Origin of the sequence: Vibrio sp. 10N.261.46.A3 (assembly GCF_041472995.1) — a bacterium.
Classification (GTDB): domain Bacteria; phylum Pseudomonadota; class Gammaproteobacteria; order Enterobacterales; family Vibrionaceae; genus Vibrio; species Vibrio coralliirubri.
Genome location: NZ_JBFRRH010000035.1, coordinates 18,150 through 33,722, shown reverse-complemented (window position 1 = coordinate 33,722; position 15,573 = coordinate 18,150). Strand labels below are relative to the sequence as shown.

Below are 15,573 nucleotides of genomic sequence, written 5' to 3'. Positions count from 1 at the left end.
TTCGAGATTCGAGATTCGAGTAAATAATTTAAGGGTTGACCTAATGGGTCAACCTTTTTTTGTAGAATGGAATGTCTCTTCGCATCCCGAAGCGCAGCGTACTCGCATCTCGGAGTGAAACGTTACTGCTCTTTTCTTCAGACATAAAAAAACCGCTGACGAATCAGCGGCTTTTAAAAACATTAGCGAGTGGCTAAGAAAGAATTACTTCTTCTTTTTCACTGCTTTCTTGTTTGGAAGGTCAGTGATTGAACCTTCGAATACTTCCGCAGCTAGACCAACAGACTCGTGTAGAGTTGGGTGAGCGTGGATAGTAAGAGCGATATCTTCTGCATCACAACCCATTTCGATTGCTAGGCCGATTTCGCCAAGAAGTTCACCACCGTTAGTACCAACAACAGCACCACCGATTACGCGATGAGTATCTTTATCGAAGATCATCTTAGTGACGCCGTCTGCACAGTCAGAAGCGATTGCACGACCAGAAGCAGCCCAAGGGAAAGTAGCAACTTCGTAGTTGATGCCTTCAGCTTTCGCTTCTTTCTCAGTCTTACCTACCCAAGCAACTTCTGGCTCAGTGTACGCAATTGATGGGATTACTTTAGGATCGAAGTAGTGCTTCTTACCAGAGATAACTTCAGCAGCTACGTGACCTTCATGCACACCTTTGTGAGCAAGCATTGGTTGACCAACAACGTCACCGATCGCGTGGATGTGAGGAACGTTCGTACGCATTTGCTTATCAACATTGATGAAGCCACGCTCATCAACTTCGATACCCGCTTTTTCAGCGTCGATAAGTGCACCGTTTGGAACACGACCGATAGCAACAAGAACAGCATCGTAGCGCTCAGCTTCAGCTGGTGCTTTTTTGCCTTCCATTGAAACGTAGATACCGTCTTCTTTCGCTTCAACAGCAGTCACTTTAGTTTCAAGCATTAGCTTGAACTTGTTCTTAATGCGCTTAGTGAAGACTTTAACGATGTCTTTATCCGCAGCAGGGATAACTTGATCGAACATCTCTACAACTTCAACTTTAGAACCTAGAGAGTGGTATACCGTACCCATCTCAAGACCGATGATACCGCCGCCCATGATAAGCAGTTTTTCAGGTACTTCGTTTAGTTCTAGTGCATCCGTAGAATCCCAAATACGTGGGTCTTCATGTGGGATGAAAGGAAGTTTGATTGGGCGAGAACCCGCAGCAATGATTGCGTTGTCGAAGTTAACCGTAGTTGCTTCGCCTTCGCCTTCAACAAGAATGCTGTTAGGACCAGTGAACTTACCGAAACCGTTAACAACAGTAACGTTACGCATCTTAGCCATACCGCCAAGACCGCCAGTTAGTTGATCAACTACTTTTTCTTTCCAGATACGGATCTTGTTGATGTCCGTTTGTGGCTCGCCGAATACAACGCCGTGCTCTGCCATCGCTTTAGCTTCTTCGATTACTTTAGAAACATGAAGAAGTGCTTTTGATGGAATACAACCAACGTTTAGACATACACCACCAAGAGTGCTGTAACGTTCAACTAGTACTGTTTCTAGACCTAAATCCGCACAACGGAATGCCGCTGAGTAACCAGCAGGACCTGAACCAAGTACAACAACTTGGGCTTTAATTTCTTTGCTCATTGTGACCTCTTGTAGTCATTATCCCTAACAGGCTGAGTAGATGTTCTTAAAATTATTGGGCTTTCAAACAGGAAACATTTTACAGAGATGTTAACAGTGTGAAAGTAGCTTTAAGTTAGCCTGTGAGCTAGACAACAATTCCCCATCAGATTATGAGAAATGCAGGAAACTGTTCTCTAAAAATAGTCTTTATATAAAGAATTAAGGTGACCCGAAAGTCACCTTAATAATTACTTTCTCAATTACAGTACTAGACGACGAATGTCAGATAGTGCGCTGTTTAGGAAAGTAATGAAGCGTGCACCTTCAGCACCATCGATCACACGGTGGTCGTATGATAGAGACAGTGGAAGCTGTAGACGTGGTTGGAACTCTTTACCATTCCAAACTGGCTTAATTTCAGACTTAGATACACCTAGGATACCTACTTCTGGAGCATTTACGATTGGAGTAAATGCAGTACCGCCAATACCACCAAGGCTAGAGATTGTGAAACAACCGCCTTGCATGTCTGCCGCTGTTAGCTTACCAGAACGTGCTTTCTTAGAAACAGCCATTAGCTCTTCAGATAGCTCGTAAATGCCTTTCTTGTTCACGTCTTTGAAGACAGGAACAACTAGACCGTTTGGTGTATCAACAGCGATACCCACGTTTACGTACTTCTTAAGAATGATGCTTTCGCCATCTTCAGAAAGAGAAGAGTTAAACGCTGGGAATGCTTCTAGCGCTTTAGCAACAGCTTTCATGATGAACACAAGTGGAGTGATCTTCATGCCAGTGTCTTTCTTCGCTTCGATTGCGTTCTGTTCTTTACGGAATGCTTCTAGCTCAGTGATGTCTGCGTTGTCCCACTGTGTAACGTGAGGGATCATTACCCAGTTACGGTGCAGGTTAGCGCCAGAGATCTTCTTAATCTTAGAAAGCTTCTGAACTTCAGTTTCGCCGAACTTGCTGAAGTCAACTTTTGGCCATGGTAGTAGACCAAGAGCAGAACCGTCGCCGCCTTTGCCAGATGCCGCTGCACCAGACTCTAGACGCTTAAGTGCATCTTTAACGTAAGACTGAACGTCTTCTTTAAGGATACGGCTCTTACGACCAGTACCTTTAACCTTAGAAAGATTAACGCCAAATTCACGAGCTAGACGACGAACTACTGGAGAAGCGTGCGCGTAGTCACCGTTCTCTTGGAAGTCACCAGCTGCTGCTGGAGCCGCTGCAGGAGCTTCTGCTTTAGGTGCAGGTGCCGCCGCTGGAGCTGCTGCTTGTGCAGGAGCTGCAACAGGAGCAGGCGCTGCGCCTTCAACTACGAACGTCATGATTAGAGAGCCAGTTGACACTTTGTCGCCAGCTGCAATCTTGATCTCTTTTACTGTACCAGCGAATGGTGCAGGAACTTCCATTGAAGCTTTGTCGCCTTCAACAGTAATTAGAGATTGCTCTTCTTCTACTGTATCGCCAACCGCTACCATGATTTCAGTAACTTCTACTTCGTCACCACCGATATCAGGAACGTTTACTTCTTTTTCAGCTGATGCTGCTGGAGCCGCTGCAACTGGTGCCGCAGCTGGAGCAGGAGCTGCTGCAACTGGAGCGCCAGAGCCCGCTACTTCAAATACCATCACTAGAGAACCAGTCGATACTGAATCACCAGAAGCGATCTTGATTTCTTTAACGATACCAGCGAATGGTGCAGGAACTTCCATTGAAGCCTTGTCACCCTCAACAGTAAGAAGAGATTGCTCTTCTTCTACTGCGTCACCGATAGCAACCATGATTTCAGTTACTTCAACTTCATCACCGCCGATATCTGGTACGTGAACTTCTTTAAGCTCAGCTGCCGCTGCAGGAGCAGCTGCAACTGGTGCCGCCGCTTCAACTGCTGGCGCAGCCGGTGCTGCTGCAGCACCTTCCGCTTCGAAGATCATGATAAGAGAACCAGTAGAAACAGAATCGCCTTCTGCTACTTTGATTTCTTTAACGATACCCGCTTGAGACGCAGGAACTTCCATTGAAGCTTTGTCGCCTTCAACAGTGATCAGTGACTGCTCTTCTTCAACCTTGTCGCCAACGTTTACAAGAATCTCAGTTACTTCAACCTCGTCAGCACCGATGTCTGGTACATTAATTTCGATTGTCATTGTATTTACCTACCTTAATGCCAGTCTTATGCGTATTGCGGGTTAGTTTTTTCAGTGTCGATATCGAATTTAGCAATTGCTTCAACAACTACAGATTTCTCGATGTCACCACGTTTAGCCAGTTCAGTTAGAGCTGCAACTACGATGTAGCCAGCGTTAACTTCGAAGTGACGACGTAGGTTTGCACGGCTGTCAGAACGGCCGAAACCATCTGTACCAAGTACTTTGTAAGACTCAGTTGGCATGTACGCACGTACTTGCTCAGCGTAGTTCTTCATATAGTCAGTCACTGCGATTGCAGGTTCTTTACCAAGAACAGTCGTGATGTACGGTACTTTCTCTTCAGCTTCTGGGTGAAGCATGTTGTCACGCTCTACCGCTTGGCCGTCACGAGTTAGTTCGTTGAACGACGTTACAGAGAATACGTCAGATGCTACGCCGTACTCTTCGCTTAGAATTTCAGCCGCTTTACGCGCTTCGTTCATGATAGTACCAGAGCTCATTAGTTGAACTTTGCCCTTAGCACCAGCGTGAGATTCAAGCTTGTAGATACCTTTACGGATGCCTTCTTCAGCGCCTTCTGGCATTGCCGGCATTGCGTAGTTCTCGTTCATTACTGTTAGGTAGTAGTAAACGTTCTCTTGCTCAGGACCGTACATGCGACGGATACCGTCTTGCATGATTACCGCTAGCTCGTAAGCAAACGTTGGGTCGTAAGAGATACAGTTCGGGATAGTGTTCGCTTGGATGTGCGAGTGACCATCTTCGTGTTGTAGACCTTCACCGTTCAGTGTTGTACGACCTGCAGTAGCACCTAGTAGGAAGCCACGAGCTTGTTGGTCGCCTGCTAACCATGCCATGTCACCAATACGTTGGAAACCGAACATTGAGTAGTAGATGTAGAACGGGATCATCGGTAGATCGTTTGTGCTGTATGAAGTTGCAGCAGCAACCCATGAAGCCATAGAACCTAGTTCGTTGATACCTTCTTGAAGAACTTGACCAGACGTTGCTTCTTTGTAGTAAGAAACGATGCCTTTATCTTCAGGTGTGTATTCTTGACCGTGTGGGTTGTAGATACCAACCTGACGGAATAGACCTTCCATACCGAATGTACGAGCTTCATCACAGATGATAGGAACGATGTTCTTACCAATGTTCTTATCTTTAAGAAGGATGTTTAGCGTACGTACATAAGCCATAGTTGTAGAGATATCACGCTTCTGTTCACCTAGTAGAGGTGCGAATGCGTCTAGCTCAGGAACCTTGAACTCTTGAGTAAACTTAGGAAGACGTGCAGGTGTGTAACCGTGTAGAGCGTTACGACGAGCGTGCATGTATTCGTACTCAGGCGTACCTTCTTCCAGTTTCAGGTAAGGAAGTTCAGCGATCTTCTCATCTGAAAGGATGTCTTCTAGGCCTAGGCGATCACGAAGGTGTTGAACATGAGTCATGTCCATTTTCTTAACACCGTGTGCAATGTTCTTACCTTCAGCTGCATCCCCCATGCCGTAACCTTTAACAGTCTTAGCTAGGATTACAGTTGGCTTACCGTTTGTCTCTTTAGCATTGTTGAATGCAGCAAACAGTTTAGAAGAATCGTGACCACCACGCTTAAGAGCGAAGATTTCGTCATCAGTCATGTCTGCAACTAGTGCAGCTGTTTCTGGGTACTTACCAAAGAAGTGCTCACGTACGTATGCGCCATCTTTAGATTTAAATGTTTGGTAGTCACCATCGATAGTTTCGTTCATTAGTTGAAGAAGCTTACCAGTAGTGTCTTTAGCTAGTAGAGAATCCCAGTTGCTACCCCAGATAACTTTAACAACGTTCCAACCTGCGCCTTTGAATAGGCCTTCAAGTTCTTGGATGATGCTACCGTTACCCATTACAGGGCCGTCTAGACGCTGTAGGTTACAGTTGATTAGGAAACATAGGTTGTCTAGCTTCTCACGCGCAGCGAAAGAGATAGCACCACGTGATTCTGGCTCATCCATCTCACCGTCACCTAGGAACGCGTATACGCGTTGCGCTGAAGTTTCTTTCAGACCACGGCCGTCAAGGTACTTAAGGAAGCGCGCTTGGTAGATAGCAGAGATAGGGCCAAGACCCATAGATACTGTCGGGAACTGCCAGAACTCAGGCATCAGTTTCGGGTGCGGGTAAGAAGGGATACCTTTACCATCAACTTCTTGACGGAAGTTATCTAGCTGTTCTTCAGTTAGACGACCTTCAACGAATGCACGAGAGTAGATACCAGGAGAGATGTGACCTTGGTAGTAAACTAGATCGCCACCGTCTGTCTCGTTTGGAGCACGGAAGAAGTGGTTGAAACATACTTCGTAGAACGCTGCTGCTGACTGGTAAGAAGCCATGTGACCACCAAGGTCTAGGTCTTTCTTAGAAGCACGCAATACGATCATGATTGCGTTCCAGCGAATAATCGAACGAATACGACGCTCAAGAGTTACGTCACCAGGGTAAGCTGGCTCTTGTGCTGCTGGAATTGTGTTGATGTAGTTTGTGTTGATGCCTGTAGCCATATCAACACCATCTAAACGCGCTTTATCTAGAACTTGTTCTAGTAAAAACTGTGCACGTTCTACACCTTCTTCACGTACTACTGACTCAAGAGCTTCTAACCAATCTTGAGTTTCCAGAGCATCAACGTCATGCTTCATGTCAGACATGGCGATCTATCCTTTTTGTTAGTTGGATTCTACTAAACACGTAAATAGCCGAAGTATTACGGCTATTTACCCTGTTGAATTCGACGTAAAGAACGTTCGCGGCGCGACTCTTCTTTGGTCAAATCCATCAATGTTTCTTCGATGTAAGCTAAATGAGAGTGTGACATTTCACGTGCCTGTTCTGGCTGTCCTGAAACGATCGCATCCACAATGTTAGCTCGATGTATACTCACTTTCTCCACAACGTCTTTACGACGATGCAACAGCTTTAAATTTTCTAAGACGTTTTGTTCGAGTAACGGAGCCAAACTACGAACAATGTGCAATAACACCACATTGTGCGCTGCCTCTGTTAAAGCAATAAGAAAAGCCATCACCGCTGCAGATTCGGCTTCAATATCACCCTTATCTTGCGCACCGCGAATTTTTTCTTGGCATGCTTGAATTCGAGCAAAGTCTTCATCAGTGCCACGCAATGCCGCGAAGTAAGCCGAAATCCCTTCCATCGCATGACGCGATTCCAACAAGTCTAGTTGGGTTTCAGAATGGGACGACAACAAATTAAGCAAAGGATCTGAAAAGCTTTTCCAGATATTTTCGCTAACAAACGTACCTCCACCTTGACGGCGAGTAAGCAAGCGTTTTGCTTCTAAACGTTGTATCGCTTCTCGGATTGAAGGACGAGACACATCGAACTGTTTCGCCAGTTCGCGCTCAGGCGGCAACTGCTGCCCTGGAGCCAGTGTTCCTTCCACTATCAACCTTTCTAACTCTTGTTCGATAACATCGGAGAGTTTTGGCTGACGAATCCTTTGATAAGCCATAGTTTGTTGTTCTTCTTTTTCTTCGCTGACAATTGGTAATACCAATTTTAAGTTGGGCAGAAATTAACATAATTAAAACGCCACTGTCCAGCCTAAAATTGACCTGCATCATAGAATACAGCGTGAATTAACCATGATTTAACAAATGAAATTTAAAACAGCAACCAAATTGGTCTTACCATTTACAGGGGTAATACTTTTGGGGAGTGTTCGTGCTAGAAAGTTTCAGGATAAAAATGAATTGTTTCAGAAAGATTAGCGTCACTTGTTTAAAAACCGAACCAAGCGCACATTTAGGGTGGAAATTCTGTTCATAAGTTTTAATAAATGAGTGTTTGATAAGTTCGTCACACTCTCAATTTATTGATGCACTTCTCTCCACCACTTTCTTTACATCGCAACAACAAAAATTCACAAGTCATTATGCTAGGCGTTGACTATTCAACACCCACCAGCGGTAAGCCCATCGTCAAAAACTGAGGCTTAAGCTTTGAGATTTTTTTTAAACTTCTGCCAATCAAAGACCAAGCCAGGGTCAGTTTTACGCAGAGGCGCTATGTATTGATGGCCAGTGATACGTTCGCAGGTGATTTGAGGGAAAGTCGATACGATCGTTTCTGTTAATCGGGCAAGCGCTTGATACTGCTGCTCGGTGTAAGCCACAAAGTCGCTGCCTTCCAGTTCAATACCAATCGAATAGTCATTACACCTTTCACGCCCTGCAAAACTCGACTGGCCAGCATGCCAAGCTCGGTCTAAGAAAGAAACGAACTGCACCACTTCCCCATCGCGACGAATCAAACAGTGCGCCGATACGCCCATTTGGTGAATCACCTGAAAAAACGGGTGTTCCGAAGGATCTAGCCTGCCCGTAAAAAACTGTTCGATGTAAGGCCCACCAAATTGACCCGGAGGCAAGCTAATGTTGTGAACCACCAGCAGAGAGATATCGTCGGCACTCGGTCGAGCATCAAAATACGGGGAAGGAACATGCCGAGCGTTGTCATACCATCCGTTGGAGCTGATCGTCATCTTGGTCTCACTTTCTTTTCTGCTAGCACAATAAGATGTGACCTTGCCCATAGAGCAGTCGCGCTAGCCTCTTTAATTTGAAGTTAAGCAAGAGTATCATTCCATTCCCACTCCCTTTCAAGATTAGATTTGCGATGAAAAACACACATAACAGCCACCAACGCCTTGACTACTTAAAAGAGCAACTGCCTCTAGAGATCATTCGTGCAGTCGCTGAGACCATCAAAGAAGATCTAGGTGGTACGTTAGATCCAGCGGCTGATATTACGGCAAGTCTAATCCCTGAAAACGCAATCAACAGTGCAACCATCATTACCCGTGAGCACGGCGTGTTCTGTGGTAAAGCTTGGGCTGATGAAGTGTTTAAGCAACTGGGCGGTGAAGTGACTATCGAGTGGAACGTAGAAGATGGCGACAAGGTTGAACCAAACCAAACGCTTTGCACGCTAACGGGCCCAGCACGCGCGCTATTAACGGGTGAGCGTAACGCAATGAACTTCATTCAAACGCTATCTGGTTGTGCGACTACTACGGCTATTTATGTAGACAAAATCAAACACACAGAGTGCCGCTTGTTAGATACTCGTAAAACGATTCCTGGCCTACGCAGCGCACTGAAATACGCGGTTGCTTGTGGTGGCGGTTTCAACCACCGTATTGGTGTGTTCGATGCTTACCTAATCAAAGAAAACCACATCATCGCTTGTGGTGGCATTGAGAAGGCTATCTCTACTGCAAAAGAGCTGAACCCAGGTAAACCAGTAGAAGTAGAAACAGAGAGTCTAGAAGAGCTAGAGCAAGCGATCAACGCTGGCGCAGACATCATCATGCTAGACAACTTCACCACAGACATGATGCGTGAAGCTGTGAAAATCAACGCTGGACGTGCTGCGCTAGAAAACTCTGGTAACGTAACTCTAGATACCATTGCTGAGTTCGCTGAAACAGGCGTTGATTACATCTCGGTAGGTGCACTGACTAAGCACCTAAAAGCAATGGATCTATCAATGAGATTCAAAGCGTAATTGACTGAATAATAATTAATTTCTGTAAAGGCACTGTTGATAACGGTGCCTTTTTTATTGCCTGAATTATCAGTATTTCAAGCTGTTATTTAAGCTGATCGCATAAATTTGCGCGCTATATGAAACACTACACCAATAAATACCAAACCACTCGCGACCACACCTGAACACCATTCCACAACCCCATCTCAACTTCTATTCTTTCCATCAACCAGTGCCTGCACTGAAACAAACTAAAGAATGGAATTAGACAATGAATAACAAGAACAAAAGAACGAACCAGAAAGGCTTTACGCTGATTGAATTGATGATTGTAGTGGCGATTATTGGTGTGTTGGCATCAATTGCAGTCCCCCAATATCAAAGCTATATAGCAAAGAGCGAGGCTGCGTCAGCACTCGCATCTATCACTGGACATAGAACCAATGTCGAAACATTCGTGCTTGAAAATGGTACTTTTCCAGCAGAGGCATCTTTAGCTGTGCCAACATCTCCTTTAGGAACTTTATCATATGTTAGTGCAGCTACATCATCCGGCAATATTCAATTCTTATTCAACTCATCAGGAGTAAGTCCTGATGTTGTATCTAAAAAGGTAACTCTAGAGCGAACTACAAATGGAACATGGTCGTGTTCTAGTGATATTGATGCCAAATTGCAGCCAAAAGGTTGCTCATAAGTGCTAACCAACCTCCCAACCGTTCTCCGTCAGGCTGACTTACTAAGCCTGACTCAAGAACAAGCTGTTGCGGAACATGTACAAGCTTCAGGTATTTCGACACCTGAAGCTTTGCTCGTTCTCGATTTCTTCAGCGGCGATTCCTTAGCAAACAACATTAAAACCATCTTCGGCTTACCGTTAGTACAGCTCGCCAATACTGATTATGAGACCTTATGTGACCAATTAGGGCTTCGCGAGCTGATTACCAAGTATCGTGCTATCCCGATTTCAGTCTCTAGCTCTACTCTCACACTAGCCTCCGCCGACCCGACCGATTTACAAGCTGAAGATGATTTCCGCTTTGCGACCGGATTACAGATTGAATTGGTCGTCGCCAACTACTCAGAACTAGAAGGCGCAATACGAAAGCTGTATGGCCGTTCGATTTCCGGGCAAGACTCCAAACGCAAAGAGATCACTCAAGACGAACTAGCCAATCTTGTTGAAGTGTCTGACGACGAGATAGCGTCGATTGAAGATCTCAGCCAAGACGATTCCCCTGTCAGCCGTTTTATCAATCAGATACTGGTTGATGCGGTTCGTAAGGGCGCATCAGATATCCACTTCGAACCTTATGAAGAGCACTACCGAGTACGCCTGCGTTGTGATGGCATCCTTGTTGAAATACAACAACCTGCTTCCCATTTAAGTCGCCGTTTATCTGCTCGCTTAAAGATCCTCGCCAAGCTTGATATCGCTGAACGTCGCTTACCTCAAGACGGTCGTATTAAACTGCGTCTAAATGACGACTTGGCGATTGATATGCGTGTATCAACGCTTCCGACCTTATGGGGTGAAAAAATCGTTCTTCGACTGCTTGATAGCAGCGCGGCCAATCTAGATATCGATAAGTTAGGTTACACCGAAGATCAAAAAGCACTCTACCTCGATGCCCTGAAACGCCCACAAGGTATGATCTTAATGACCGGGCCTACTGGCAGCGGAAAAACCGTCTCCCTATATACTGGTCTTAGAGTGCTTAACACTACGGAACGCAACATCTCAACAGCTGAAGACCCAGTGGAAATTAACCTATGTGGTATCAATCAAGTACAAGTAACACCTAAGATCGGCTTTGGGTTTGCTGAAGCACTTCGATCATTTTTGCGACAAGATCCTGATGTTGTAATGGTTGGAGAGATCCGCGACTTGGAAACAGCAGAGATCGCGATCAAAGCATCGCAAACGGGTCACTTGGTCCTTTCAACACTGCACACGAACTCCGCCGCAGAAACCGTCACTCGACTCGCTCATATGGGGATAGAACCCTTTAACCTCGCTTCATCATTGAGTTTGATTATCGCCCAACGACTGGCAAGGCGGTTGTGTAACCATTGTAAAGAAAGTGACGACTCGCCAGACATATTTCTGCGTCACTCGATTCCTAACAGCCAAACCATCTACAAAGCGAGTCCTCAAGGTTGCAATGAGTGTAACCAGGGTTATTCGGGGCGAGTGGGTATCTATGAAGTGATGCCGTTTAGCGATCAACTGAAAAGCAGCCTGATCGACAAACCGAACGCGTTAGCCATTGAAAACTTGGCTCGCCGAGAAGGCATGAGAACTCTGCAAGAGTCGGGGCTAGATAAATTGCTTGAAGGCACCACCAGCTATCAAGAGCTGCAACGTGTTCTGTACATATAACCCAATGGAGCACCAATGAGTAGCAAGTCCAAACAATCACAATTAAAAAGCTATCACTGGAAAGGCATTAACAGTTCAGGCAAGAAAGTGTCTGGGCAAACCTTAGCGCTCACCGAGTTGGAAGTACGAGAAAAGCTCAAAGAGCAGCATATTCAGATTAAGAAAATCAAAAAGAAAAGTATTTCAGCCGTCACTCGTTTAACTCATAGAGTCAAAGCCAAAGACATCACTATTTTGACTCGCCAACTGGCTACCATGTTGGCGACTGGTGTGCCGATCGTGCAAGCCATCAAGCTGGTGTCAGACAATCACCGCAAAGCAGAAATGAAATCGATTTTATCGCACATCTGCAAAGGTGTAGAAGCCGGTACGCCTATATCAAAAGCGATGCGAACTGCAAGCCGCCACTTTGATGACCTCTATACTGATTTGGTTGCGACAGGCGAGCTCTCCGGTAACCTCGCACAAGTATTCGAACGCTTAGCGACCTATAGAGAAAAGAGCGAGCAGTTAAAGTCCAAAGTCGTCAAAGCACTGATCTACCCCGCCATGGTGGTCACCGTTGCACTGACCGTTTCTTATTTAATGCTGACTATGGTGATTCCAGAGTTTGAGTCGATGTTTTCAGGCTTTGGCGCCGACCTGCCTTGGTTCACCCAACAAGTACTCTACCTTTCCCATTGGATGCAGGCTTACAGTTTTTATACGGCTGTAGGCATCGGGCTTGTTGCCTTGATTATTTACCAACTGTGTCAACGTTCCCACTCAATCAGACTGTCTGTTAGTCGGCTAGGATTACGCTTTCCTGTTCTCGGCGGCGTATTAGCCAAAGCCTCCATTGCCAAATTCAGCCGAACCTTATCAACCAGCTTTAGTTCTGGCATTCCGATTTTAATGAGCCTCAAAACCACAGCAAAAACCGCAGGTAACCTGCATTATGAATCGGCCATCATTGAGGTTCACCGAGAAACGGCTGCTGGCATGCCAATGTATATCGCAATGCGCAATACCAATGCCTTCCCTGAAATGGTGTTACAGATGGTGATGATCGGTGAAGAGTCAGGAAACCTTGATGATATGCTCAATAAAGTAGCCTCCATTTACGAGTTTGAAGTCGACAACACCGTCGACAATTTAGGCAAGATTCTAGAGCCACTGATCATCGTATTTTTAGGGACAGTTGTTGGCGGGCTTGTGGTTGCGATGTACTTACCGATCTTTAATCTTATGAGTGTGTTAGGATAGTTAAAAGCAACTAAACACCCATGAGCAACAATCTCTGCTCACCTTGATTAAGTGGTAAAGGACACTATGGAAGTATTTCACTACTATCCTTGGCTATTCCCCGTATTAGCTTTCATTTTTAGCCTTCTTATCGGCAGCTTCCTCAACGTAGTCATACACCGTTTGCCGATTATGATGGAACGTGAATGGCAACAAGAGTGCTCGGAATATTTCTCTCAATATAAAATTCCAGCGCCAGAGGGAAAGTTCAATCTCAGCATTCCTCGTTCAACCTGCCCGAAATGCAAAACCCAATTAAGAATCGTCGATAATATTCCAGTCTTAAGCTGGTTGTTCTTAAAGGGTAAGTGCCACAGCTGTGCTAATCCAATCAGTGCTCGCTACCCTTTGGTCGAGTTGCTGACCGCAATACTTTGCACAATGGTTGCTAGCCACTTTGGTTTCAGTTACTACGCCATTGCTTTGATTTTTTTCACCTTCGCACTGATTACCGCGACCTTTATCGATCTCGATACTATGTTGTTGCCTGATCAAATCACCTTGCCTTTGGTATGGTCCGGTATCGCTTTAGCACTGTTTAATATCAGCCCAGTATCGCTGCAAGATTCTGTGGTTGGCGCAATGGCTGGCTACCTAGCTCTGTGGTCGGTGTATTGGTTGTTCAAACTACTCACAGGTAAAGAAGGCATGGGTTACGGTGACTTCAAACTCCTGGCTGCACTTGGTGCATGGCTTGGTTGGCAACACCTACCGATGATCATCCTTTTATCTTCGCTCGTAGGCCTTGTGTTTGGTTTGATTCAACTTCGCCTGAAACAGCAAGGCATCGATAAAGCCTTTCCATTTGGCCCTTACCTTGCAATTGCGGGTTGGGTAAGCTTGATGTGGGGTAACGACATCATGGGTTGGTATTTCACTTCTGTACTAGGAATTTAACCATGGCAATTATTATCGGATTAAGCGGTGGTATCGCCAGTGGCAAAACCACGGTCGCTAACCTGTTCAATGAACATTTTAATATTGATATTGTTGATGCTGATATCGTGGCACGTGAAGTGGTTGCGCTGGGCAGTGACGGCTTAAAACAGATTACAGAACACTTTGGTGAGTCTATCTTGCTTGAAGATGGAACACTCAATCGAAGTAGGTTGCGTGAACTGATCTTCTCAGACCCTAAAGAGAAGCAGTGGCTCAATGATCTTCTTCATCCCATGATCCGTGACAAAATTGACAGTGACCTGTCTAAAATCACATCCCCGTATGGTTTATTAGTTGCACCGCTATTGGTGGAAAACCAAATGCAAGGCATGGCCGATCGCGTATTAATTGTTGATGTGCCAGCAGAAGTGCAAATAGAACGAACGATGAGTCGTGATAATGTCTCTAGGGAACAAGTTGCATCAATTTTAAAATCACAGGCTTCAAGAGAACAGCGCTTAGCAGTTGCAGATGACGTGATTAAAAACCATACTAAAAACCAAGAACTTTTGCCTCAAATCACAGATTTACATCAAAAGTATCTGGCAATCAGTGCTGTAGATGGGTCAGAATAGAACAATGTTGAATGAAGGTTTGCTCGATGATCACCCATAAATTTGAACATCCTCTAAATGAGAAAACACGCATCTACTTAAGAGTCGAATCACTCTTGAGGCAGCTACACTTGTCTTCTACATTTTCCGATGCTCAACAGTATCAACTCTTTTTCCGTTCCATCTTTGATCTGATTGAAATCTTCGAACAGATCCAACTCAAGAGCGAACTGGCAAAAGATATTGAGAAGCAACGTGTAACCTACAAAAGTTGGTTGGATGTTGAAGGTGTCGATCAAGAGATGCTGACATCACTGCTTAATGACATTGGTAATATCTATCGTGACCTGATGCAGGCAGAGCGTTTTGGCCAATCACTTAAAGAAGACCGCTTCCTAAGTGCAATTCGCCAACGCTTTAATCTTCCAGGTGGCTCATGCTGCTTTGATTTACCGGCACTGCATTATTGGCTGCACCTCCCTCTTGATAAGAGAATGAGAGATGCTAAAGCTTGGATGGATAGCTTACAGCCTCTGTATGAAGCGCTAACACTATGGTTGAAGCTCACCAGAGAGACTGGTCACTTTAAAGAGCAAATCGCTCGTGCTGGCTTCTTCCAGAGCGATGCCGATGAAGCGAATATCCTTCGTCTTTCTATTCCGATGCAATACGGTGCCTACCCGATGATCTCAGGTCACAAGAACCGCTTTGCTGTTAAGTTCATGAGCTTTGAAACGGGGCAAGCCTGTACTCAAGACATCGAATTTGAATTGGCGATCTGCACCTAATTAATTTCCTTTTATAGTTTGGCTTGAGTCCTCACTCGAGCCTAAACTCACTATTATTACCCCCTCAAATTAAGAATCACTATGTCGAAGAAAATCACCATCGTTAAATGCCCTCAATGTAATACTGACGTTGAATGGGGCGAACAAAGCCCGCACCGCCCGTTTTGCAGCAAGCAATGTCAGATGATTGATTTCGGTGAATGGGCTGATGAAGAAAACGCCATTGCCGGCGCTCCTGATATGTCAGATAGCGATGGTTGGTCGGAAGATCCGTACTAGGCGAGTAGCGAGTAGCGAGT

13 protein-coding genes are annotated in these 15,573 nt (G+C 45.3%); 8 read left to right on the top strand and 5 right to left on the bottom strand.

What is annotated here, in order from left to right:
* Positions 1 to 204 precede the first annotated feature (204 nt).
* The 5 genes from lpdA to ampD all read right to left on the bottom strand — a co-directional run bounded on the left by lpdA (position 205) and on the right by ampD (position 8,370).
* Positions 205 to 1,635, bottom strand: coding sequence for a dihydrolipoyl dehydrogenase (lpdA, locus tag AB4484_RS09775; protein WP_017059440.1), 1,431 nt, complete (start codon positions 1,633 to 1,635; stop codon positions 205 to 207).
* 242 nt (positions 1,636 to 1,877) lie between these two features.
* Positions 1,878 to 3,773 carry a pyruvate dehydrogenase complex dihydrolipoyllysine-residue acetyltransferase gene (gene aceF / locus AB4484_RS09770; RefSeq protein ID WP_050645377.1) on the bottom strand — a complete coding sequence of 632 codons (1,896 nt, stop codon included), beginning with the start codon at positions 3,771 to 3,773 and terminating at the stop codon, positions 1,878 to 1,880.
* 26 nt (positions 3,774 to 3,799) lie between these two features.
* Complete coding sequence (gene aceE / locus AB4484_RS09765; protein WP_017059442.1) at positions 3,800 to 6,463, bottom strand: pyruvate dehydrogenase (acetyl-transferring), homodimeric type; 2,664 nt, start codon at positions 6,461 to 6,463, stop codon at positions 3,800 to 3,802.
* A 62-nt stretch (positions 6,464 to 6,525) separates the two neighbouring features.
* Complete coding sequence (pdhR, locus tag AB4484_RS09760; RefSeq protein ID WP_009847596.1) at positions 6,526 to 7,287, bottom strand: pyruvate dehydrogenase complex transcriptional repressor PdhR; 762 nt, start codon at positions 7,285 to 7,287, stop codon at positions 6,526 to 6,528.
* Positions 7,288 to 7,770: 483 nt separating this feature from the next.
* Positions 7,771 to 8,370 carry a 1,6-anhydro-N-acetylmuramyl-L-alanine amidase AmpD gene (ampD, locus tag AB4484_RS09755; protein ID WP_372077823.1) on the bottom strand — a complete coding sequence of 200 codons (600 nt, stop codon included), beginning with the start codon at positions 8,368 to 8,370 and terminating at the stop codon, positions 7,771 to 7,773.
* Between the two features lie 83 nt (positions 8,371 to 8,453).
* Here ampD and nadC point away from each other — a divergent pair, with 83 nt between their 5' ends.
* The 8 genes from nadC (at position 8,454) to yacG (ending at position 15,553) form a co-directional block, all read left to right on the top strand.
* The gene (nadC, locus tag AB4484_RS09750; RefSeq protein ID WP_372077821.1) at positions 8,454 to 9,344 is read left to right on the top strand and encodes a carboxylating nicotinate-nucleotide diphosphorylase; all 891 of its coding nucleotides are present in this window, start codon (positions 8,454 to 8,456) and stop codon (positions 9,342 to 9,344) included.
* 253 nt (positions 9,345 to 9,597) lie between these two features.
* Positions 9,598 to 10,023 (top strand): pilin, encoded by a 426-nt coding sequence (locus tag AB4484_RS09745; RefSeq protein WP_372077819.1) that lies wholly within the window; start codon positions 9,598 to 9,600, stop codon positions 10,021 to 10,023.
* Positions 10,024 to 11,709, top strand: coding sequence for a type IV-A pilus assembly ATPase PilB (pilB, locus tag AB4484_RS09740; protein ID WP_372077817.1), 1,686 nt, complete (start codon positions 10,024 to 10,026; stop codon positions 11,707 to 11,709).
* A 15-nt stretch (positions 11,710 to 11,724) separates the two neighbouring features.
* Positions 11,725 to 12,954 (top strand): type II secretion system F family protein, encoded by a 1,230-nt coding sequence (locus AB4484_RS09735; RefSeq protein WP_372077815.1) that lies wholly within the window; start codon positions 11,725 to 11,727, stop codon positions 12,952 to 12,954.
* Positions 12,955 to 13,020: 66 nt separating this feature from the next.
* Positions 13,021 to 13,890 (top strand): A24 family peptidase, encoded by an 870-nt coding sequence (locus tag AB4484_RS09730; RefSeq protein WP_017058945.1) that lies wholly within the window; start codon positions 13,021 to 13,023, stop codon positions 13,888 to 13,890.
* A gap of 2 nt (positions 13,891 to 13,892) precedes the next feature.
* Positions 13,893 to 14,507 (top strand): dephospho-CoA kinase, encoded by a 615-nt coding sequence (coaE, locus tag AB4484_RS09725; RefSeq protein ID WP_048612337.1) that lies wholly within the window; start codon positions 13,893 to 13,895, stop codon positions 14,505 to 14,507.
* Between the two features lie 26 nt (positions 14,508 to 14,533).
* Positions 14,534 to 15,274 (top strand): cell division protein ZapD, encoded by a 741-nt coding sequence (zapD, locus tag AB4484_RS09720; protein ID WP_017063237.1) that lies wholly within the window; start codon positions 14,534 to 14,536, stop codon positions 15,272 to 15,274.
* Positions 15,275 to 15,355: 81 nt separating this feature from the next.
* On the top strand, positions 15,356 to 15,553 hold the full coding sequence (gene yacG, locus AB4484_RS09715; protein ID WP_372077812.1) for a DNA gyrase inhibitor YacG: 198 nt from the start codon (positions 15,356 to 15,358) through the stop codon (positions 15,551 to 15,553).
* The last annotated feature ends 20 nt before the right edge of the window (positions 15,554 to 15,573 follow it).